Genomic DNA, 22,141 nt, shown 5'->3' with positions numbered 1-22,141 from the left:
CCCCCCGGGCGCCCGGTGGTCGTCGGTGCGCCGCCGTCCGGCGGCCGGGGCTCAGTACGCGGCGATCGGATTCTTCAGCCGGCCCGCCAACTGGAGTGCGCCGGCGGGGTCGTCGAGGTCGACCATCTGCTCGTTGTCGCGCAGCTGGAGGCGGTTGAGGCAGGAGAGCGCGAACTCCGGTGCGAACAGGTCGTACCGCGCGAACTTCTCCGCGAGGTACGGCGCCGACTCCTGGTAGCCGCGCACACAGGCGGCGACCGTCCGCCAGAAGCCCTCCTCGTCGAGCACGCCCTCGGTGGCCAGCCCCGCGCCCAGGAAGCGGAAGAAGCAGTCGAAGACGTCGGTGAAGACCGACAGCGGCTTCATGTCCTCGGGAACCTCGACCCGGATGCGCTCGACCCGCGGCGGCAGCACCGCGTCCGGGTCCATCACCGCGATCTCCTCCGCGATGTCCTTGAAGACGGTGCGGGTGACGACCCCGTCCTCCACGACCAGGATCACGTTCTCGCCGTGCGGCATGTAGACCAGGTCGTAGGCGTAGAAGCTGTGCAGCACCGGCACCAGGTAGGCGTCCAGGTAGCGCCGCAGCCACACCCGCGGGTCCAGTCCCGACTCCGCGATCAGGGCCCCGGCCACCGATCCGCCCTCGTGGTCGGTGTGCAGCAGCGAGGCCATCGTCGCAACCCGCTCGCCCGGCCGGAGCCCCGGCACCGGGCTCTCGCGCCACAGGGCGGCGAGCATCTTCCGGTACGGGGAGCCCTGGGCGGTGGCCGCCTCGAAGGACCGGTGGCGGTAGCCGATCGCGGCCCGCTCGCGGATGATCGAGAACCGGGCCCGGCGCAGCAGCTCGTCCCGGTCGATCAGAGCGGCCAGCCAGTCGTTGATCGCGGGGGTGGCCTCCATGTACGCGGCCGAAAGGCCGCGCATGAAGCCCATGTTGAGCACGGAGAGCGCCGTCTTGACGTAGTGCTTCTCCGGGTGGTCGGCGTTGAAGAACGTCCGGATCGACTGCTGGGCGAGGTAGCCGTCCTCACCCTCGCCGAGCAGCACGAGCCGGCGCTCGGCCAGCTCCCCGGCGAAGGTGACGGCGAGCTTGTTCCACCACTGCCAGGGGTGGACGGGCAGCAGGAGGTAGTCGTCAGGGTCGAGGCCGAGACCCCGCAGTACGCCGTCGAACCGGCTCCGGGTCGCCTCGCCCAGCTCCTCCTTCATCAGCGCCTCGTGGTCGAGGCCCGCGCCCGCGGTGAAGACGGCGCGGTCCCGGTGGGCGGCCAGCCACACCAGCCGGACGGGGGCGGCCGCTTCGGGGGCGTACGCCCGGTACTCGTCCACGCCGAAGCCGAGCCGGCCGTTGTTGGCGACGAAGCACGGGTGGCCCTCGGTCATCCCGGTCTCGACGGCCTGGAAGCCGGCGGCGACGAGTTGGCCGGAGGTCACCGGTTCCTTGGTGAGTTTGTAGGCGGTTCCGGCCAGGGTGGAGGAGATCTCTTCCAGGTAGACCGGCAGGACCTCTGCCGGAATTCCCAGCGTGGTCCGCATGTCGATGATGAACTCCGCAGCATCCAGCGGCAGTTCGGAGCCATGTCGGTGCCGGGTGACGCTGTCGGCGTCGATCTGCCAGTGGTCCAGGGCGAAGAGGCGCGCGGTGAAACGGTACTCGGTGGAGGCGTCGTCGCTCCGGACGGTGTAGCGGTCGTCGCCGAGCGGGGCGGGGGTCAGCAGCCGCTCGTGGCTGAATTCCGCCAGTGCTTTCCGTACCAGCAGTCGGTTTGCGGTGGCCCAGCGCTCCGGGGAGAGGTGGGCGACGCTGTCGGTGAGGGCGGTCGTCATCGGTCGTTGCCTCCGGTTGCTGATTCGAACTGCTCACGGGTGCAGGCGCTGAGCAGAGCGTTCTTCTCCGGTGTGGCGATCTCCCGGAGCACCTCGAAGCCGACCGCCTTGTTGAGGGCCTGCACGGCACTGTTGGTCACGTCGGGTTCGACGACGACCCGGCGCACCGACGGATCGGCGAAGAGGAAATCCATCACGGTGGTGATCACGGCGCGGGTGAAGCCGTGCACCGGGGTGTCGGCCGGGGCGACCAGGAAGTGCATCCCGACGTCGCCGGGCTCCGCCTCGTACAGCCCTTTCAGTTCGACCTCGGTGGGGTCGTACCGCTCGATCAGGAAGGCGGGTCGGCCGTCGTGCAGCCCGATGAAGGCGTCGTGGTGCGGATGGGCGGCGATGTTCCGGTACTCCCGCTCCACGTCGGCGAGTTCCGCGTCACCCATCAGCCAGAACGCGGCCTTGGGGTGGGTCACCCAGCCGTGCACCAGCTCGGCGTCGGCGGCGGGGTCCAGCGGTCGTACGGTGAACGCGCCGAGTCCGCCGGTGCGGTGTTCGTGGGGGCGGCTCATACGGCGAACTCCTGGAAGGCGATGGACTTCTCGACCGGGTAGACCTCGCGGCCCAGCAGCTCGCCGATGATGTACGCGTTGCGGTACGCGCCCATGCCGAGGTCGGGCGAGGTGATCGAGTGGGTGTGCACCGAGGCGTTCTGGAGGAAGATCCCGCGCCCGGTGGTGTCGATGCTGTAGTTGCGGGCCACGTCGAAGCGGCCCCGGCTGTCGTGGCGCAGCCGCCCGGTGATCGGCGCGAGGAAGGCGGGAGCCTCGTACCGGTAGCCGGTGGCGAGGATCAGGCCCTCGGTGGTGATCCCGTAGTCCTTGCCCTGCTCCTCCTGGCGCAGACCCAGGCTGTACGCGCCGCCCTCCTCGTCGTGACGAGCGCTGACGAGCGCCGAGTTGGTGAGCAGCCTGGTCGGCACGGGGCCCGGCAGGCTCTTCCGGTAGAGCAGGTCGAAGATCGCGTCGATCAGCTCCCCGTCGATGCCCTTGAACAGCCCCTTCTGGTCGGTCTCCAGCCGGTGGCGGGTCTCCTCGGGCAGTGCGTGGAAGTAGTCGATGTACTCCGGCGAGGTCATCTCCAGCGTCAGCTTGGTGTACTCCAGCGGGAAGAACCTCGGGGAGCGGGTGACCCAGTTCAGGCGGTAGCCGTACGTGTCGATATCGGAGAGCAGGTCGTAGTAGATCTCCGCCGCGCTCTGCCCGCTGCCGACCAGCGTGATCGACCGCTTCTTCTGGAGGTCGGCCTTCCGCTCCCGGTAGCGGGAGTTGTGCAGGAAGTCCCCGCCGAGTCCCTGGCAGCACTCCGGCAGGTAGGGCGGGGTCCCGGTGCCGAGGACGAGGCGACGGGAGCGGAACAGCGCTCCGGACGCGGTGCGCACGGTGTAGAGCCCGGTGCCCTCGTCGTACGTCACCGTCTCCACGGTCTCGTCGAACCGGATGCTGCTCAGCTTCCCGGCGGCCCAGCGGCAGTAGTCGTTGTACTCGGTCCGCAGCGGGTAGAAGTTCTCCCGGATGTAGAACGCGTAGAGGCGGCCGCGCTCCTTGAGGTAGTTGAGGAAGGAGTACGGCGAGGTCGGATCGGCCATGGTGACCAGGTCCGACAGGAACGGCGTCTGGAGATGCGCCCCTTCGAGGAACATCCCGGCGTGCCACTCGAAGTCGGGCTTGGACTCCAGGAAGACGCCGTCCAGTTCGTCGATCGGCTCGGTCAGGCAGGCGAGGCCGAGGTTGAACGGTCCGAGTCCGATCCCGATGAAGTCGTGGGGGTCAGGAAGCGCGGTCAAGGGAGTCTCCCAGGTACTGCTCGGCATGGCCGGCGATCAGGTCGAGGACGGCGGCGATGTCGTGCACCGTCGTCCCGGGGTTGAGCAGGGTGAACTTCAGGTACTGCCGGTCGCCGACCTTGGTGCCCGCGACGACCGCCTCGCCGGAGGCGAACAGCGCCTCGCGGGCGTGGAGGTTGGCCCGGTCGACGGCTTCCGGCGTGGCGATTCCGGACGGGACGCAGCGGAAGACGAGGGTGGAGAGCTGCGGCTCGACGACCACGTCGAAACGCGGATCGGCGGCGAGCAGCCGCCACCCCGCGGCGGCCAGGGCGCAGACCTCGTCGAACAGCTCACCGATCCCGTCCGCACCCATGACGCGCAGGGTCATCCACAGCTTGAGCGCGTCGAACCGCCGGGTCGTCTGGAGGGACTTGTCGACCTGGTTGGGGATGTTCTCCTCGGCCGTCCGGCGCGGGTTGAGGTATTCCGCGTGGTACGTCGCATGGCGCAGGGTCGCCCGGTCGCGGACCAGCAGGGCGGACGAACTCACGGGTTGGAAGAAGGACTTGTGGTAGTCCACGGTGACCGAGTCGGCGTGGGCGATGCCGTCGAGGAGGCCGCCCCGCTCGCGGGAGACGAGCAGTCCGCAGCCGTACGCGGCGTCCACGTGCATCCAGACGGCGTACCGCTCGCAGAGCGCCGCGATCTCGGGCAGCGGGTCGATGGAGCCGAAGTCCGTGGTGCCGGCGGTGGCGACGACAGCCATCGGGACGGCCCCCTCGGCCACACAGCTCTCCAGGGCACGGGCGAGGCCCACGGCCCGCATCCGCTTGTCGCGGTCCACGGGGACGGAGACGACGGCGTCCGGGCCGAGGCCGAGGAGTTTGGCGGACTTCTGGACGCTGAAGTGGCTGCACTCCGAGGCGAAGATCCGCAGCCGGGTGAGGTGTTCGGGCCGGACCTTCGCCTCCTCGCGCGCCAGCAGCAGGGCCTGGAGGTTGGACTGGGTGCCGCCGCTGGTGAAGATGCCGTCGGCGGCCGGGCCGAGCCCGATCCGTTCGGTGGTCCAGTCGATCAGGCGGCGTTCGATGAGGGTGCCGCCCGCGCTCTGGTCCCAGGTGTCCAGGGAGGAGTTGACGGCGGAGAGCACGGCCTCCCCGAGGACGGCGGGGATGACGACCGGGCAGTTGAGGTGGCCCAGGTAGCGGGGATGGTGGAAGTAGACGGCGTCGCGGAGGTAGACCTCGCCGAGTTCGTCGAGGGCCGCGGCGGCGTCGCCCAGCGGCCGGTCGAGGTCGATCGTGTCGACGGCGGAGGAGAGCTCGTCGACCCCGATCCCGCTGAAGGGGCGCTCGGTGGCGGCGAATGTGGCCGCGACCCGTGCCACTCCGGCGGTGACGGTGGTCCGATAGTGCTCCGCGGTCGCGTTGTTGAGCAGGTGCGCACGCATGGTGAGGGGCCTCCCGGATGAGGGGATCTTCATCGCACCCTCCGGGCAGGAAAAGGGGGACGGGCGCGATGTCGAAATTAGGTAAGCCTAACCTAAGTCGATCGGGTTGTTCGTCCTCACCCCTCGGGCTGCACCGCTTGTCCGCCGCCTCCTCCCCATCCCTCCACCTGCTCTCCTCACTTCCTGTGTCGTGCCTGGTCCAGGCCGGTGCGGGCGGTGGCCGACACTGCTTCCGCTTCCGCAGCCCGCACCACGGTGTCCGCTTCCCGACCCCCGGTGCGCCATGCCCGGTGCGCGATGCGCGGACGGCAGGCAGGACTCATGGCGGTGCCCGGACGAAGGGCACGGCTGCCGACGACACGGCGAAGACCGGCGCCGGGTGCCGAGGGTTGTACGGCCCTCACCGGAGAACGCGGCTTCAGACCCCGAACTCCGCCCGGCAGGCGTCGAGTCCCTCCACGGTCACCTCCACGCCGCTGTGTTCCTCCCACCGGGCCCGGTCCATGCGCAGCCGCTGAAGGGTGACCGGCGCCCCGCGGACGACACCCGTCTCCAGGCCGTCGTCCGTGTATCCGAGCCGCCGCGAGACCCCGAGCGAACGGGGGTTGTCGAGCATGGCAGCGGACACGGCGTACCGTGCGCCGAGCCCGGCGAACGCGAGGTGGAGGGCGGCGGCGCGCATCTCCGTACCGAACCCCCGCCCCTGGTACGGGAGTCCGAGCCATGACCCCGTCTCCACCTGTCGCCGGACCCCGAAGTCCTGCCCCATCAGGTCCTGCCGTCCGACGACCTCGCCCTCATGCAGGACGGCCAGGCTGAGCGTCCAGTTCTGCACGGACCAGTCGGCGACGGTCGCCAGCACGTGCTGGAACACCGCCCGCGCCACTTCCTCGGGCTTCCCGTCGGTCCAGGGCACGGTGAACGGCATGCGGTCCGGACCGTGCACCCCGACGGCCGCCACCGAGGACAGCTCGTCGAGGAGCCGGAGGTCGGGCAGACGCAGTTCGAGACGCGGGGTACGCAGGCGAAGCCCGTACAGGGGCCAGTGTCGGAGGTCCATGACGGGACTCTGCCGGACGGGGCGGGGAGTGTCGAACGGATTGGACGGGCGACGGGCGCGGCGGGGGCACCGTCACGCACACCCACGGCGGACACGCACCCACGGTGAACGCGAGGACCACCATGCGGACGCCACTCCGCGGATGATCACCTTGCGGGCACCATGCCCGGCATGACGACCACCGACACACGCACCGCGTACCTCCTGGCCGCCGAGCAAGCCGTGCACCTCCTGGCGGAAGCGGAGGTGGCGCGCCGCTGGCAGAAGGAGTCCGTCCTGCCGGGGATGTCGGTGGGCGCGCTGGCAGGTCACCTCGCACGCAGCATCCTGCAGGTCGAATGGTTCCTCGACGGCCGGGTGGCCGGAGCGGAGCCGGTGACACCGGTGCACTACTACGCCCGGCTCACCGGCACAGCGACACCCGACTCCGCGCTCAACGTCGGTGTGCGCGCCCGCAGCGAGGAAACGGCCGCGGCGGGACCCGAGGTCGTGGCCGGACAGGCGCGCGCCGCCTGGCAGCGGTTGTCCGTCCGGCTGGCGGAGGAGCCGGCCGACCGGCGGGTGGCTGTCCTCCACCGGTCCGGCGAGGAGATGCGCCTCGACGGATACCTGGAGACGCGCTGCGTCGAATTCGCCGTACACCTGGAGGACTTGGCGCTGAGTGCGGGCGTCAGCACGCGCACGCCGGAGCCGGCGCTCGCGGTGGCGATCGACGTGCTCTTCGCGGCAGCCCGCGAACGGCACGGCGACCAGGCCGTGTTGCACGCCCTGGCCAGGCGCGAACGCGATGCCGGAGACGCCCTGCGGGTGTTGTAGGCGGCGTTCCGGGAAGCTCCGGACGGGCCGTGAGTACGCGTACTCACGCGGACCGCGACGTTCCGCCGGAGACTCGCCGCATGACACAGATCCGCGGTTCTCTCAGCCTGTTCGCCCATGGTCGGCGCGCCCTCACCGCCGCTGCCCTCGCCGCTCTGGTCCTCACCGGTTGCGGCAGCGTGCAGAGCGGCGGCGGGCAGCGGGGCGACTCGGCCGCCGCCGTCTCCGAGACGCGCGCGCCCCGGTCTTCCGCCGAGCACGCGGCGTCCGCCACGCTTTTCGAGGCGTTCGGACGGGCCTGCCCGCCACCGGGTACGCCCGCACGGAGACCCGCCGGCGGGCAGGCCGTTGCGGAGGGGCCGGAGAGCGTCGCCCCTGGAGAGACGCCCCCGACCCGCCCGATCGAGCCGGCTCCCCCCACCGGGCCCGAGGCGGAGCTGAACGCCCGCGAGTGGTGCATGAGCGGCCACCACGAACAGCGGATCGTCGCGGCGCTGCAGAAACTGGCGGAACCCACCCCCGCCACGGTCCGCGCGACCCTGAACCGCCTCGGCTACACCGACGACCTGATCCACGCCCTCCAGCAGGACGGCACGACGACCCGCCTCCACCTCGACCTGCGCGAGAGCGGCGGCCGGCTCTGCGAGTCGGTCCTGGCGGCGGGCGCCGTGTCGGACATCGCCCCGTGTGTGGCGGCCGCCGAGGGACCGTTCGAGGTCACGTCGGAGTCCCGCCCGTAACGCCGGCGCGCCCCGCCCATGGCGCGCCCTTGGCGAGGGCCCGCCTCCTACCGGATCAGCCGACTCGTGAACCCGGCCCCGACCAGCCGCTCGTACGCCGCCGCGACCTCCTCCGGCACGGGCTGCTCGATCATGAACCCCCGGGCCGGGTAGACGAGGAGTCGTTGCAGTGCCCCGACCAGCATGTCGATCACCATCCGGTCGTCCCCGATCGAGGCCGCGTATTCCTCGAACGTCATCGGGCTCGACGCGCTCACGATGCGCACCCCCGGCCACAGTTTGCGTGCCGTGGCGTACGCGCGCCGCTCCTCGTACGGCTTGCTGACCAGCAGGACGGATTCCGCGTCCACCTCGGCCCCTTCGAGGAGGGCCCGCGAGAAGCGGATGTTCTCCCCGGTGTTACGGGCCCTCGGCTCGACCAGCACGGCGGGCTCCGGCACCCCCAGCTCGACGGCCCGCTCCCGGTAGTGCACGGCCTCGCCGCGCGGCATCCGGTCGCGGGTGGTGGGGCTGGTCGAGCCGGTGAAGACGATGACGGGAGCCAGCCCGCGCAGGTAGAACCCCGCCGACGCATCGGCCACCCCCAGGTCATGGCTGCCCAGCCCGATGATGACCGAGCAGGGGCGCGGGGTGTGGTGCATGAGGTGGTGGTCCCACAACTGCCGGGCATCCGACCAGGACTGGGGAGTGATCACGACTGCTTGCCCTTCCTCTGCGCCGAGTCCGGTACCGCGAAGTCGTATGTCCAGCGGAACCTCGAGGCGGCGTGCACTCCGATGGCGAACTCGACAGCTGTTCCGTCTGCGGTGAACGCCGTCCGGTGAAGCTCCACCACGGCTTCACCGGAGGGCAGGTGCAGCAACGTCGCCTCCTCCGGTGTGGCGGAGCGCGCGAACAGCTCCTCACGCATGTGGTCGATCTCGTACCCGGCGTCGTACAGGACGCGGAACCCTCCACCCCGCCCGGCCGGGCCGGGCGCCGGGTCGACCAGACGCGTGCCTTCGACGTGCTCGGGGCGGTAGTAGCTGGTCAGGGTGTGGGTGGGGTGGCCGCTCTCCTTGATCAGGCGGGCACGCGCGTAGACGTCGGATCCCGGGCGCAGGCCGAGGGCGGCGGCAACGGTGTCCGTGGCTTCGATGCGGCTCACCGTCTGCGTCTGGTCGCCACGGCTGTGCGGTCGCCCCGAGGCGACACGGTCCGCGATGAAGGCGACTTCGTCGCCGTCGCGCCACTTCGCTTTGTCGTAGCGGTCGGTACCCAACCGCTGGAGAGCTGCCGGCGGCCGTACGACAGTGCCGTGGCCGCGCGACGATGTGACCAGGCCCTCTGCCTCCAACGCCTTGTACGCCGCATGGACCGTCGACTTGGATCCCTCGCCCGCTGCCACGAGATCTCTGATGTGTGGCAGCTGCCGTCCCGGCTCGTACTCACCGCTTCTGATGCGTTCGGCCAGCCGGTCGGCCAAGTCCCGCCACTTGGGCGCCATGCGTCCCTCCTCTCGACAGGAGCAGTCAAACACAGCGAAGAGAAGGTTGACAGTCCTAGGACTGTGCGCCACAGTGGCATCGCCGACGGTCGTAGTCCTAGGACTGAGAGGCTGGATTCGTGATGGTGCAGAGCAGTGGCGGTCGACGGAATCTCTCTCGACTCATGAAAGAGCTCGGCAGTGACGGGGTTCTCGTCGTTCCGACCGGTGGCCATGCCCGGGCCGACCCCGACCCCGACCTCGTCCCCGGAGCCGCGCTCCGGTGGCCGCCCTGTCGGTGCGGGCACTCGCTCTGCCCCGACCTCGTGCCGCCGGAGGGCGATGGGTGACCCCCGCCCACACGCCCGCCCCGCCCGCCGCAGAGTGATCCACGGCGGGCGGGGCGGCGGCGGTCAGCGCATCGGACGGCAGCTCAGCCCGGCAGTCCCAGCTCCCGTGCGATCAGCATCCGCTGGACCTCGCTCGTGCCCTCGCCGATCTCCAGGATCTTCGAGTCGCGCCACATCCGTGCCACCGGGTACTCGTTCATGAACCCGTAGCCGCCGTGGATCTGCGTGGCGTCGCGGGCGTTGTCCACCGCGACCGTCGAGGAGTACAGCTTCGCGATGGCCGCCTCCTTCTTGAACGGCTCGCCCGCCACCAGGCGGGACGCCGCGTCGCGCCAGCCCACGCGGGCCATGTGGGCGCGCGTCTCCATGTCGGCGATCTTGAACTGGATCGCCTGGTTCGCGCCGATCGGCTTGCCGAACGCGTGGCGTTCGTGCGCGTACTTCACCGACTCGTCCACGCAGCCCTGCGCCAGCCCCGTCGCCAGGGCGGAGATCGCGACCCGGCCCTCGTCCAGGATGCGCAGGAACTGGGCGTAGCCCCGGCCCTGTTCGCCCAGCAGGTTGGCGGCGGGGACGCGGACGTCGGTGAAGGACAGCTCGCGGGTGTCCGAGGCGTTCCAGCCGACCTTGGAGTACGGGGCCGCGACCGTGAAGCCGGGGGTGCCCGAAGGGACGATGATCGCGGAGATCAGCGGGCGGTCGTCCTCCTTGCGGCCCGTCACGGCGGTGACCGTCACCAACTCCGTGATGTCCGTACCGGAGTTGGTGATGAAGCACTTCGAACCGTTGATCACCCACTCGTTCGTCGCCTCGTCCAGCACCGCCGTCGTCCGGGTGCCGCCGGCGTCCGAGCCGCCGTCCGGTTCGGTCAGGCCGAACGCGCCCAGCGCCTCGCCCGCGCACAGCTTCGGCAGCCACTGCCGCTTCTGCTCCTCCGTGCCGAACAGGTGCAGCGGCATCGCTCCCAGCGACACCCCGGCCTCCAGGGTGATCGCCACCGAGGAGTCGACCCGCGCCAGCTCCTCCAGGGCGATCCCGAGCGCCAGGTAGTCGCCGCCCATCCCGCCGTACTCCTCCGGGAACGGCAGCCCGAACAGGCCCATCCGGCCCATCTCGCGCACGATCTCGTACGGGAATTCATGCCGCTCGTAGAAGTCGCCGATCTTCGGCGCGACCACGTCGTGCGCGAACTCCTCGACCGTGCGGCGCAGTTCCTCGTGCTCGGCGGTCAGCCGGTGGTCCAGGGACATGGGGTGCTCACTCCTTGTGGGAGGCGGAAGAAGAGGAAGGGGCGAGGGCGCGGACCGTGCGCGACGGGCTCGGCCGTCCCAGGTGTCCGGCCAGCCAGAGACTGGTGGCGGTCAGGGCGTCCAGGTCGACGCCCGTCTCGATGCCGAGGCCGTCGAGCATCCAGACCAGGTCCTCGGTGGCCAGGTTGCCGGTGGCGCTCTTCGCGTACGGGCAGCCGCCCAGACCGCCCGCCGACGCGTCCACCGTCGTCACTCCGTGCTGGAGCGCCGCCAGGGTGTTCGACAGCGCCTGGCCGTACGTGTCGTGGAAGTGCACGCCGATCGACGGGGTCGCCACCCCCGCCTCGTTCAGCGCGGTCAGCAGGGCGCTCACGTGGCCGGGTGTCGCCACCCCGATCGTGTCGCCCAGCGACAGCTCGTCGCAGCCCAGGTCCATCAGCGCCTTCGCGACGCCGACCACCTGCGCCACCGGCACCGCGCCCTCCCACGGGTCGCCGAAGCACATCGACAGATACCCGCGCACCTGGACCCGGTCCGCCTTGGCGCGGGCCACCACCGGTTCGAACATCGCCAGCGACTCGGCCACCGTCCGATTCAGGTTGCGCGCGGCGAACGTCTCCGTCGCCGAGCCGAACACCGCGATCGACCGGGCCCCGAGTGCCAGCGCCCGGTCCAGTCCCCGTTCGTTCGGGACGAGGACGGGGAGCGACACGCCCCCGACGTCCGCGATGTCGCCGAGCAGCGGGAACAGCTCCTCCGCGTCCGCGAGTTGGGGCACCCACTTCGGGTGGACGAAGCTCGTCGCCTCGATGGTGGTGAGGCCGGCCTCCGCCAGGCGGCGGATGAACTCCGCCTTCACCGGCGTCGGGACCGTCTCCTTCTCGTTCTGCAGGCCGTCCCGCGCCCCCACCTCGTGGATGCGGACCCGGTCGGGCAGGCCGGGGGCCGGCACCTCCATGGGCAGCGACCGTGTGCTCATGCGTCCTCCCCGCCGGCGGCCGGGACCACCACGGCCAGGACCTGGTCCATCGCCACCGTCGCACCCGCCGTGACGTCCAGCTCGGTCACGGTCCCCGCGTGCGGGGCGGAGATCACGTGCTCCATCTTCATCGCCTCCACCACGAGCAGGCTCTGGCCCGCCTCGACCTCGTCCCCGACCGCCACCTTCACCACCGTGACCGTGCCCGGCATCGGGGCCGCCAGGGTGCCCGCCCCGCTGCGGCCGGCCCCGCTGAGGGACGCCTCCACCGGGTCGTGGTCCTGGACGTGCCAGGTGTCGCCGTCCCGGCCGAGCCAGTGGCCTGACCGGTGGAAGTGGCCGACCGTGCCGTCGAGTTCGACCGTGACCCGGTCGGCGGTGACCGTCGCGGAGGCCGGGGCGATCCGCGTGACGGGTTCGCCTCCCGCCACGCGCAACGGGAAGAGCAGCGGCGCGCGCACACCGCCCGTACGCCATCCGTTCGGCACCGAGAACGGGTCCGTCCAGCCGCCCGCGTCCGGCCGGGGCTCCAGTGCCTCCCGGCGGACCGCCGCGGCCGCCGCGTACACCTCGTCCGGCACGCCGTCCGGCACCAGGCCCTCCGCCTCGCGCTCCACCAGCCCCGTGTCCAGGCGCCCCGCGATGACGTCCGGGTGGGCCAGCAGGCGGCGCAGGAAGCCCGCGTTGGTCGGGACGCCCAGGATCACCGTGTCCGCGAGGGCGGCCCGCAGCTTGCGCAGGGCGGTCGCGCGGTCGGGGCCGTACGCGATGACCTTCGACAGCATCGGGTCGTACAGGCTGCCCACCGGCACGCCCTCGCTGAGCCCCGAGTCCGTCCGCACCCCGCCGCCCTGCGGCTCGCGCAGCGCCAGCACCGTACCGCCCGAGGGCAGGAAGCCGCGGGAGGGGTCCTCGGCGCAGACGCGGGCCTCGATCGCCCAGCCGTCGAGCCGGACGTCCTCCTGCGCGTACGGGAGCCGCTCGCCCGCCGCGACCCGCAGCTGCCACTCCACCAGGTCCAGCCCGGTGATCAGCTCGGTCACCGGGTGCTCGACCTGGAGACGGGTGTTCATCTCCATGAAGTAGTACGAGGACGGGTCGTCGCCCGGAACGATGAACTCCACCGTCCCCGCGCCCGCGTAGCCGCAGGAGCGCGCCGCCTGCACGGCCGCCTCGCCCATCGCCGCGCGGGTCTCCGCGTCCAGCAGGACGCTGGGCGCCTCCTCGATGATCTTCTGGTGGCGGCGCTGGAGGGAGCACTCGCGCTCGCCGAGGTGGATCACGTTGCCGTGGGTGTCGGCCAGCACCTGGATCTCGATGTGGCGCGGGCGGTCGATCCACCGCTCCACGAGCAGCGTGTCGTCGCCGAACGAGGCCCGTGCCTCGCGCCGCGCCGCCGCGATCTCCTCCGCCAGGACGGCCGTGTCACGGACCAGGCGCATGCCCTTGCCGCCGCCGCCCGCCGAGGGCTTCAGCAGCACCGGGGTGCCGATCTCCCGTGCCGCCGCCTCCAGTTGGGCGTCGGTCAGGCCGCTGCCCGAGGAGCCGGGCACGACCGGGACCCCGGCCGCGGCGACGGTCTCCTTGGCCCGGATCTTGTCGCCCATGAGCGCGATCGCGGCGGCGGGCGGTCCGATGAAGACCAGCCCCGCGTCCGCGCACGCCTGGGCGAACTCCGCGTTCTCCGCGAGGAATCCGTACCCCGGATGGACGGCCTGCGCCCCCGTGCGACGGGCCGCGTCCAGCAGCGCCGGCACGTTCAGGTAGCTCTCGGCGGCGGGCGGCGGGCCGATGCGGACCGCCGTGTCCGCCTCCCGTACGTGCCGGGCGTCCGCGTCCGCGTCGCTGAAGACCGCGACCGAGCGCACGCCCTGCTCGCGCAGGGTCCGGATCACCCGGACCGCGATCTCGCCGCGGTTGGCGACCAGTACGGTGTCGAACATCGTCGTCATCTGTTCCTCACATCCGGAAGACGCCGAAGCCGGGCCCGGCCGGGTCCTTCTGGGGCAGCGGGGCATTGGCGCAGGCGGTCAGGGCGAGGCCGAGGACCTGCCGGGTGTCCACAGGGTCGATCACACCGTCGTCCCACAGTCGGGCGCTGGCGTAGTACGCGTTGCCCCGGGTCTCGTACTGGGCGCGGATCGGGGCCTTGAACGTTTCCTCGTCCTCGGCGCTCCAGTCGTCGCCGAGCTGGTCGCGCTTGACGGTGGCCAGCACCGAGGCGGCCTGCTCGCCGCCCATCACCGAGATCTTGGCGTTCGGCCACATCCACAGGAAGCGGGGGCTGTAGGCCCGGCCGCACATCGAGTAGTTGCCCGCGCCGTACGAACCACCGACCACGACCGTCAGCTTCGGCACGCGGGTGCAGGCCACCGCCGTCACCATCTTCGCGCCGTGCTTGGCGATGCCGCCCGCCTCGTAGTCGCGGCCGACCATGAAGCCGGAGATGTTCTGGAGGAAGACGAGCGGGATGCCGCGCTGGTCGCAGAGCTCGATGAAGTGCGCGCCCTTCTGCGCCGATTCGGAGAACAGGATGCCGTTGTTGGCGACGATCCCGACCGGGTGGCCGTGGACGCGGGCGAAGCCGGTGACCAGCGTCTGCCCGTACTCCGCCTTGAACTCCTGGAACCGTGAGCCGTCCACCACGCGGGCGATCACCTCGCGTACGTCGTACGGGGTGCGGGAGTCCACCGGGACCGCCCCGTACAGCCCGGCCGGGTCCACCTTCGGCTCCTCGGCCGGCTCGACCGACCAGGGCAGCGGGGCGCGGTCCGGGAGGGTCCCGACGATGGTGCGGACGATCCGCAGGGCGTGCGCGTCGTCCTCGGCGAGGTGGTCGGTGACCCCCGACGTCCGGGAGTGGACCTCGCCGCCGCCCAGTTCCTCGGCCGTGACGACCTCGCCGGTCGCGGCCTTCACCAGCGGCGGGCCGCCGAGGAAGATCGTGCCCTGGTTCCGGACGATGACGGCCTCGTCGCTCATCGCCGGGACGTACGCACCGCCCGCGGTGCAGGAGCCCATGACCGCCGCGATCTGCGGAATCCCGGCACCCGACATCCGTGCCTGGTTGTAGAAGATCCGCCCGAAGTGGTCCCGGTCGGGGAAGACCTCGTCCTGCATCGGCAGGAACGCGCCGCCCGAGTCCACCAGGTACAGACAGGGGAGACGGTTCTCCAGGGCCACTTCCTGGGCGCGCAGGTGCTTCTTCACGGTCATCGGGTAGTACGTGCCGCCCTTGACGGTCGCGTCGTTGGCGACGATCACGCACTCCCGGCCCGAGACCCGGCCGATGCCCGCGATGACGCCGGCGGCGGGGGCCTGGTCCCCGTACATCCCGTTCGCCGCCAGCGGGGCCAGCTCCAGGAACGGCGAGCCCGGATCGAGGAGGGTGTCCACCCGGTCGCGGGGGAGCAGCTTGCCGCGCGCCTCGTGACGGGCCCGCGCCTTCTCACCCCCGCCCAGCCGCGCCGTGGCGAGGCGGCCCGCCAAGTCGTCGGAGAGCGCGCGATGCGCCGCCTCGTTGGCCTGCCAGGCCGCCGAGGCGGGATCGGCCGCACTCGCCAGGACCGGTGCCTGCTGCATCGTGTCGAGCCCCCTTGCCCGTACCGCGATCGGTGCTGCACTGCTGTTAATGAGCGTTAACGCGTCCGCCTCAGGTTAACGAGCGCTAACGGCCCTGTCTAGAATGAATCCTCATGAGCACCCATGCCGCCGCCCGCGTCGCGGCCCCCACCCGCCGCGAGCAGATCCTCCGGGAGGCCGCCCGCCTCTTCGCCGAGCGCGGCTTCCACGGCGTCGGCGTGGACGAGATAGGCGCCGCCGTCGGGATCAGCGGTCCCGGCCTCTACCGGCACTTCCCCGGCAAGGACGCGATGCTCGCCGAGCTGCTGGTGGGGATCAGCGAACGCCTCCTGGAGGGGGGACGGCAGCGGGTGGCGGAGGACGAGGCCCGCGGCGGCGGCTCCCCGGAGGCCCTCCTGGACGCGCTCATCGAGGGCCACATCGACTTCGCCCTCGACGACCGCCCCCTGATCACCCTCCACGACCGGGAGCTGGACCGGCTCCGCGACACGGACCGCAAGCGGGTGCGCCGGCTCCAGCGCGAGTACGTCGAGGTCTGGGTCGGCGTCGTCCGCGCCCTCTACCCGGCGCTGGCCGAGAACCGGGCCCGCGTCACCGTGCACGCCGTCTTCGGCCTGCTGAACTCCACCCCGCACCTGGCCCGCCCCGACGCCCTGCCCGGCCGCGCGGCCACCGCCGCCCTGCTGCACCGGCTGGCCCGCGGCGCGTTCGCCGCGGCGGAACCGTCCTGACCGCCCGAGCCCCTGACCCTCCAGCCTCCTGAGCACCCCGACCGCCCGGCCTCCTGACGGACTCGGCGCCCGCCCGCCGTCCTGACCGCCCGCCGTTCTGACCGCCTGAACACCCGGCCGCCCGGCCTCCCCGTACCGGTGTCGGCAGCCGGGTGCTCCGGGGTTCCGGGCAACCCGGAACCGGGTACGTACGTCTGTCCGGTCACCACGCAACGAATCGGGGAGCCGCATCGTGACTGTCTCACTGGGTGAAGAGATCATGCTGCTGTCGCTGGACGACGCGACCGGCGAGGCGAAGGGGCAGACCGCGGCCCGCTGGGGTGTGGCGGCGGGCATGCTCCTGGAGCTGGTCATGGCGGGCCGTGTCACGGTGAAGGGCGGCCGCGTCGAGGTCTTCGACCCGACCCCCACGGGCGACCCGCTCCTGGACGGCCGCCTCGACCGGCTCACCCGCTGGGTCCACGGGGCGTCCAGCAGCCGCAAGGTGACCGACTGGCTGGCCCGCGAGCACTCCAAGGGTTCGCAGGACGTCGTGGCGAGCCTCGTCGCCCGCGGTCCGGTGACCGAGGAGAAGCGCCGTGCCCTCGGAGTCTTCCCGGTCCGCCGCTATCCGGAGGCGGACGGGGCCGTGGAACGGGAGCTGCGCGCCCGGCTGGCCTCCGTGGTCCTGGACGGGGTCGAGCCGGACGCCCGCACCAGCTCCCTGGTCGCGCTGCTGCACGCCACCGGCATGCACCCCCAGGCGTTTCCGGGCGTGCCGAAGAAGCAGGTCGTGCCGCGCATGGCCGAGATCGCGGAAGGCCACTGGGCGGGCGTGAGCGTGCGCGAGGCGATCCGCACCCTTCAGGCCGCGATCTCCGCGGTGACCGTGGTGACGGTGCTCTCCGTGGCGTCGTAGCGGCCCGCCGCGGGTCCCGGCGTCCGGGAGGGCCCCTCACGCGGAGGTCCCTCGGGCGTCCCGAGCGCGGCGGGCGCGGGGCGGCCCCGGTCGGTCCGGGGCCGCCCCGACGGACCGGTCACCCCGCCGGGGCCCTGGTGGCGACCCGTACGTGATCCACCCGCATCGGGTGGCCCGGCTCGGTCGCGGGGCCCGCCGTCGCCCCGTCGGCCAGCGGCAGCTTGCCGCCGATCGCCACGTTCAGGATCAGGAAGAGGCCGTGGTCCACGGTCCGCTTCCACGTCCCGGCGTCCATCGCGTCCGCCCGCACCCGGTGGAACACCCGGTCGTCCCGGTACCAGCGGACCTCCTCCGCGCCCGGTGAGAGGTCCACCTCGACGGCGTACGTGTGGAACCGCGTACGGCAGTCCGCACACGCCTGCGGGCCCGAGGTCAGCCCCACCGGCTCCTCGCACGGGCCGCCGTCCAGGACCCCGCAGTGCATCGTGCCGAAGACGGTGTCCCGGCCGTTCACCGACTCCATCACGTCCAGCTCGCCGACGCCCGGCCAGCCGGTGTACCCGTCGCGCAGGTCCGCGCCCAGCGTCCAGAACGCCGGCCAGTAGCCCGCGGCCTTCGGTCCCGTCACGTCCGGCAGCGCGATCGACGCCTCGATCCGCAGCACTCCGCCGGGCGGTGGCGCGAAGTCGGACCGCACGGTCGTGATCCGGCCCGAACTCCACCGCCCGTCCTTCCTGGTGGGGACGATCTCCAGCACGCCCCGCCCGTCCAGGCGCACGTTGTCGGTCGAGTCGGTCATGGTCTCGATCTCCCCGGTGCCCCACTGCGCCGCCGGGCAGCCGGGGTAGCAGGTGCCGAGGTCGTGACTCCAGTTCGCGCGCGAGGGGCGACCACCCGCCGGGCCGTCGAAGTCGTCCCGCAGCAGAACGCTCCAGCCGTCCGCGCCGGGCTCGGGAGCCGGTGGGGGCGGAGTGACGGCGGGGCCGGAGGCGGCGGCCGGGGGCAGCGCGCCCGAAGCGGTCAGCAGCCGCTCCAGGCGGGGGGTCAGCACGATGGCCGCCACGTTCGTCAGGTGGGCGTCGTCCCGGTAGAGGAGGACGCGGTCCCGCACGGCAGGGCAGGTCGGGCCCGGCTCCGGGCACAGCACCGGGTTCACGCCGACCGACCGCACACCCGGCACCGCGCCCGCCGCGATCCGCCGCGCCAGCGGATCGGCGGGAAGCGCCTCCGCCCGGTCGAACGCGCAGCCCGCCGCCTCCTCCGGGACGCCGGAGACGCAGGCCGGGATGTCCGTGCCCGGTACGGGGGTGTCCTCGATGTACACGATCGGCGTGCCGGTCGCCCGCAGCGGCTTCAGCGTCTTCTCCCAGGCCGCGACGAGGAGTTCACGGTCGGCGGTGTACCGGTTGAGCGAGGCGATCACGATGAGCCGTGGCGTGGGACCCGTCCGCACCCGTTCCAGGGCGTCCGCCCGCCAGGTGTCGCACTCGCGGTACTCCCGGCCCAACTGCGGGTTCTTCACCGTCAGTTCCGGAAGCGGGCAGCCCTGCTTGACCAGTTCCTGGAGCGCCCAGCCGCGTCGGGAGGCCAGGGCGAGCATCGGGGAGAACCACTGGCCCGCGTGCGAGTCGCCGAGCAGCACCACCCGGTCGGGGCTGTCCACCGCCCCGAACAGGCATTCCGGGCTGCGGGTCGCCGCCGGGGCGACCTGGCAGGCCCCGTCCGGCGGGAAGTCCTTGCGCGCCTGGGCCGGGCTCGGCACCGTCGGGCCGCCCGCGAGCGGGGAGCCGTCGGTCCGGGCCAGCAGGGAAGGGCCGGTGGCCGCACCGGGCGGCAGACCCTTGACGTCGACCGGGGTGGCCGGGCCCATCAGGTGCAGGGTGGTGGTGCCGACGACCAGCGCGAGCACGATCGGCAGGACGATCGCGGAGACGCCCACCGCCAGCCCCCGGCGCGGGAGTTCGGAGACCGTACGACTGCGGCGCAACGGCCGTTCGACCCAGCGCATCGTGGCGAGGGCGGGCAGCACGGCCGCCAGCGTCAGCGCTGCCTTCGCGGGCCAGCCGAGCGCCCCGAGCCGCGCCTCGGCCAGGACGAGCACCGGCCAGTGCCACAGGTAGAGGTTGTAGGAGAGCCGCCCGACCGCCCGAGGCGCCCGTCCGGCCAGCAACCGGCCCACGCTGAGGGCCCCTTGGACCTCCCGCTCGCCCCGGCCGGGGATCGCGGCGAGGATCACGGCGGCCGTCCCCAGGGTGGGGACGAGCGCCGCGTATCCGGGGTACGGGGTCGTCGCGTCGTACGCCACGACGCACCAGACGATCGCCGCGGCCCCCGCCCACCCGCAGACCAGGCGCAGCGGACGCGGCCCGCGCAGCAGATGCCAGGGCAGCAGCGCCAGCATCGCACCGACCGCGAACTGCCAGACGCGCGACGGCGTTCCGAGGTACGCGAGCGAGACCGAGTCCCGTGTCCAGTGCAGGGACAGCGCGAACGAGGCGAGCCCCAGGGCGGTGGCGGCGAGCGCCACGACCGCGCGCACGGCCCGCCCCCGGCGCACCGCACGGGCGGTCAGCAGCACGGTCACCGCCAGCAGCGGGCCCCACGCGAGATAGAACTGTTCCTCGACGGCGAGCGACCAGAAGTGCAGCAGCGGACTCTGGTCGTGCCCGGCGGCCAGGTAGTCGGTCTGCTGGGAGACGAACCGCCAGTTGGCGACGGACAGCGCGGCGGCGAGGACGTCCTGCTCCAGGTCGGCGCGGAGCAGCGGTACGGTCAGCCACGCCCCGGCCACCGCCACGGCCGCGAGGACGACGGCGGCGGAGGGCAGCAGCCGGCGGGCCCGGCGGGAGAAGAAGTCGCCGAGGCGGATACGGCCGGTGGTGATCGCCTCCCGGACCAGCAGGCCGGTGATCAGGTAGCCGGAGATGACGAAGAAGACGTCCACACCGACGAAGCCGCCCGCCGTCCCCGGTATCCCGGCGTGGAAGGCGAGGACCGCGAGGACCGCGACCGCGCGCAGCCCCTCGATGTCGGGCCGGAAGGTGGACCGGTGCGGACTGGGCCCGGACTCGCCGCCCGGGCCGCCGGAACGGCCCGGGCGGCACGCGGACTCGGGCGTGGTGGGCGGGGGAGGGAGCCGTCTGCGGCGAGGGCCGGGTGCGAGGAGGAAGGGCATCGGGCGGGGCCTTTCGGAGCGGTTCAACTCAGCCACGGGAGCATGGGGTTGACCCATCCCGAGGCGATCAGACCGGTGAGCAGGAGGACGGCGGAGGCGGCCAGGGCCTCGGGCCAGCGGCGGGGCAGGAGGACGCCGGCACGGGCCGGCGGTCGGTGGTCGGCGCGAGGTGTCATCGCACCCGACCTGCCGTTCGACGGCTCGTCGGAAGAGGTCTGTTCGGCAGCCGCCGAGGCCCGGCGGATCGGGCGCAGCTCCGCCAGCAGGTCCCGGATCAGCGGCACGTTGATCTGCGACTGGACCAGGAGGTAGAGGCCGAGGCCCCAGTTCGGCTCCCAGCCGTTGCGGGCGACGGCCAGGGCGAGGCCCGCCGCGGCGGCCCCGTTGGACAGGACCAGCCAGACCAGTGAGCCGCCCACCACCCGGCGGGCCATGGAGCCCGAACTCCCCTTGCCCTGCGCGCCCGTGGGCACCCACGCGGCGCTGCGGCCCCGCAGGGTGTGCCAGAAGCCGACGGCGGCGGCGACGCTGGTGAGGACGTTGGCGCGGATCACCTCGACCCGCCACCGGGTCCGGCTGATCCGGGGCAGCAGGACGTGCCACAGCCAGAGCGGGGCGAGCAGCGGCAGGACGTGCCAGGGGCGGATGTGGTCCGGGTACGCGAACATCATCACCAGCGGTGGCAGCGGGGCGGCGAAGGTGTTCACGGCGGTGGTCAGATAGCCGACGACGCCCTCGTAGAAGCAGAGCCGCATCCGCCAGGGCGCGCCCATCCGCTTCAGGACCGGGGTGCCGAGGAGGTGCAGATTGCCCATGGCCCACCGGTACTGCTGGTTCACGAACGAGGTGACGGTGTCCGGCGAGGTGCCCTTGGCGACCAGGACGGGGACGTACTGCGTGCGGAACCCCCGCTCGTACAGGGCGAGTCCGGTGTACAGGTCCTCGCTGTGGTCGAGCCGGGCGAAGCCGCCGGCCAGGTCGATCGCGGAGCGCCGGTAGACGGCGTTGCTGCCGCAGCAGATCGCGGCGTCGCTGGCGTCCCGTGAAGGCTGGATCCAGCGGAAGAACCACTCCTGGGCGGCGCCTGCGGCGCGTTGGATCCAGGCCATGCCCGCGTCGGTGTCGAAGCACTGCGGGCTCTGCACGATGCCGACGGCCGGGTCCGCGAGGTACGGGACGAGATGGCGCAGGAAGTCCGGCCGGGGCGCGAAGTCGGCGTCCAGGATCGCGATGAACTCGGCGTCGGACAGGGTGAGGGCGTGGTTGAGGTTCCCCGCCTTCTTCAGGTGCCCCCGGTCGGGCCGTACGACGTACCGGTAGCCGTGCTGGGCCGCCAGGGCCGCCACCTCCGCCCGGTCGGCGTCGTCCAGCACCCAGACGGTCAGCGCGTCGGGCCAGTCGAGGGCGGCGACCGCGCGGTAGGCGTTGGCGAGGACGGGCAGCGGTTCGCCGCAGGTCGGCAGGTAGAGGTCGACGGCCGGCAGCGTGGCGGGCCGCCAGGCGCGGACGAGCACCTCGTGCGAGGAGCGGGTGAGGCGGCGCTGGCGCAGGCTGTTCAGGCAGGACAGCAGCAGGGCCGCCATGTTCAGCCCGAGGACCGCGAGGAACGCCCAGAGCGCCGGGGTCCGCAGCGCGAAGGTGAACATGGTGGCCGCCGTGAACACGAAGGCCAGCGAGCTGCTCACCAGCACCCACCGGCGTTGCGGTCCGAAGTACCAGTACAACTCGGTGTCGGACGGAGGTTGCGGAAGGTGATGCACGGTCATAAAGCCCCCCACGGCTGCGTATGTGCCCGTTTCAGGTGGCCCACCCTAATGCCAAAGGTATAGACCACTGCCCGGAGATCGCTCCGACGGAGAGAATCGGACACCGGTTTGGCGCGACTCGATTGGTTTAGACCTCTGGGTCGTTCCATTCGAGACCGGTCCCCGCCCGGCGAAGGAAGAAGCAGGTCACGCGGGGGTGAACAGTGCCGGAAGACTTGCCCGGCCGA

At 72.2% G+C, this 22,141-nt stretch carries 17 protein-coding genes; 4 read left to right on the top strand and 13 right to left on the bottom strand.

Features of this window, described 5'->3' with window-relative positions; translation table 11 throughout:
• Positions 1-51: 51 nt before the first annotated feature.
• From QFZ71_RS09610 to QFZ71_RS09590, 5 genes are all read right to left on the bottom strand, one after another.
• The gene (locus QFZ71_RS09610) at positions 52-1,830 is read right to left on the bottom strand and encodes an IucA/IucC family siderophore biosynthesis protein (protein WP_307667843.1); all 1,779 of its coding nucleotides are present in this window, start codon (positions 1,828-1,830) and stop codon (positions 52-54) included.
• The gene (locus QFZ71_RS09605) at positions 1,827-2,396 is read right to left on the bottom strand and encodes a GNAT family N-acetyltransferase (RefSeq protein WP_307667842.1); all 570 of its coding nucleotides are present in this window, start codon (positions 2,394-2,396) and stop codon (positions 1,827-1,829) included. The genes QFZ71_RS09610 and QFZ71_RS09605 overlap by 4 nt, the downstream gene beginning before the upstream one ends.
• A complete protein-coding gene (locus QFZ71_RS09600) occupies positions 2,393-3,670 on the bottom strand; it encodes a lysine N(6)-hydroxylase/L-ornithine N(5)-oxygenase family protein (protein WP_307667841.1) in 1,278 nt (425 codons plus the stop codon). The genes QFZ71_RS09605 and QFZ71_RS09600 overlap by 4 nt, the downstream gene beginning before the upstream one ends.
• Complete coding sequence (locus QFZ71_RS09595) at positions 3,654-5,102, bottom strand: aspartate aminotransferase family protein (RefSeq protein ID WP_307667840.1); 1,449 nt, start codon at positions 5,100-5,102, stop codon at positions 3,654-3,656. Before QFZ71_RS09595 ends, QFZ71_RS09600 begins: the two co-directional genes overlap by 17 nt.
• A gap of 418 nt (positions 5,103-5,520) precedes the next feature.
• Positions 5,521-6,162 (bottom strand): GNAT family N-acetyltransferase, encoded by a 642-nt coding sequence (locus QFZ71_RS09590; RefSeq protein ID WP_307667839.1) that lies wholly within the window; start codon positions 6,160-6,162, stop codon positions 5,521-5,523.
• 171 nt (positions 6,163-6,333) lie between these two features.
• Between QFZ71_RS09590 and QFZ71_RS09585 the strand changes: the two genes are divergently transcribed.
• Entirely contained in the window at positions 6,334-6,978 is a 645-nt protein-coding gene (locus QFZ71_RS09585) for a maleylpyruvate isomerase N-terminal domain-containing protein (protein ID WP_307667838.1), read from the top strand.
• An 80-nt stretch (positions 6,979-7,058) separates the two neighbouring features.
• Positions 7,059-7,718 (top strand): hypothetical protein, encoded by a 660-nt coding sequence (locus QFZ71_RS09580; RefSeq protein ID WP_307667837.1) that lies wholly within the window; start codon positions 7,059-7,061, stop codon positions 7,716-7,718.
• 47 nt (positions 7,719-7,765) lie between these two features.
• Here the strand turns inward: QFZ71_RS09580 and QFZ71_RS09575 are convergent, their stop codons facing one another.
• The 6 genes from QFZ71_RS09575 to QFZ71_RS09550 all read right to left on the bottom strand — a co-directional run bounded on the left by QFZ71_RS09575 (position 7,766) and on the right by QFZ71_RS09550 (position 15,344).
• The gene (locus QFZ71_RS09575; protein WP_307667836.1) at positions 7,766-8,413 is read right to left on the bottom strand and encodes a YdcF family protein; all 648 of its coding nucleotides are present in this window, start codon (positions 8,411-8,413) and stop codon (positions 7,766-7,768) included.
• A complete protein-coding gene (locus tag QFZ71_RS09570) occupies positions 8,410-9,204 on the bottom strand; it encodes a GntR family transcriptional regulator (protein WP_307667835.1) in 795 nt (264 codons plus the stop codon). The genes QFZ71_RS09575 and QFZ71_RS09570 overlap by 4 nt, the downstream gene beginning before the upstream one ends.
• A gap of 412 nt (positions 9,205-9,616) precedes the next feature.
• Positions 9,617-10,783: an acyl-CoA dehydrogenase family protein gene (locus tag QFZ71_RS09565; RefSeq protein WP_307667834.1), complete on the bottom strand. Its 1,167-nt coding sequence runs from the start codon at positions 10,781-10,783 to the stop codon at positions 9,617-9,619.
• Positions 10,784-10,790: 7 nt separating this feature from the next.
• Positions 10,791-11,762, bottom strand: coding sequence for a hydroxymethylglutaryl-CoA lyase (locus tag QFZ71_RS09560; protein WP_307667833.1), 972 nt, complete (start codon positions 11,760-11,762; stop codon positions 10,791-10,793).
• Positions 11,759-13,714, bottom strand: coding sequence for an acetyl/propionyl/methylcrotonyl-CoA carboxylase subunit alpha (locus QFZ71_RS09555; RefSeq protein ID WP_307667832.1), 1,956 nt, complete (start codon positions 13,712-13,714; stop codon positions 11,759-11,761). Before QFZ71_RS09555 ends, QFZ71_RS09560 begins: the two co-directional genes overlap by 4 nt.
• Before the next feature lie 7 nt (positions 13,715-13,721).
• The gene (locus QFZ71_RS09550; protein WP_307667831.1) at positions 13,722-15,344 is read right to left on the bottom strand and encodes a carboxyl transferase domain-containing protein; all 1,623 of its coding nucleotides are present in this window, start codon (positions 15,342-15,344) and stop codon (positions 13,722-13,724) included.
• A gap of 113 nt (positions 15,345-15,457) precedes the next feature.
• On the opposite strand from QFZ71_RS09550, the gene QFZ71_RS09545 reads away from it, so the two are divergent.
• Positions 15,458-16,075 carry a TetR/AcrR family transcriptional regulator gene (locus QFZ71_RS09545; protein ID WP_307667830.1) on the top strand — a complete coding sequence of 206 codons (618 nt, stop codon included), beginning with the start codon at positions 15,458-15,460 and terminating at the stop codon, positions 16,073-16,075.
• 232 nt (positions 16,076-16,307) lie between these two features.
• Positions 16,308-16,973, top strand: a complete 666-nt coding sequence (locus QFZ71_RS09540; RefSeq protein WP_307667829.1) for a GPP34 family phosphoprotein — start codon at positions 16,308-16,310, stop codon at positions 16,971-16,973.
• Between the two features lie 118 nt (positions 16,974-17,091).
• On the opposite strand, the gene QFZ71_RS09535 is transcribed toward QFZ71_RS09540, so the two are convergent.
• Together QFZ71_RS09535 and QFZ71_RS09530 are read right to left on the bottom strand one after the other, a co-directional pair.
• Complete coding sequence (locus QFZ71_RS09535; RefSeq protein WP_307671389.1) at positions 17,092-20,148, bottom strand: acyltransferase family protein; 3,057 nt, start codon at positions 20,146-20,148, stop codon at positions 17,092-17,094.
• Positions 20,149-20,171: 23 nt separating this feature from the next.
• Positions 20,172-21,914 carry a cellulose synthase catalytic subunit gene (locus QFZ71_RS09530; protein WP_307667828.1) on the bottom strand — a complete coding sequence of 581 codons (1,743 nt, stop codon included), beginning with the start codon at positions 21,912-21,914 and terminating at the stop codon, positions 20,172-20,174.
• Positions 21,915-22,141 lie beyond the last annotated feature (227 nt).

The organism is Streptomyces sp. V2I9, from assembly GCF_030817475.1.
Lineage (GTDB): Bacteria > Actinomycetota > Actinomycetes > Streptomycetales > Streptomycetaceae > Streptomyces.
This window is presented reverse-complemented; position numbering and strand designations above follow the sequence as displayed.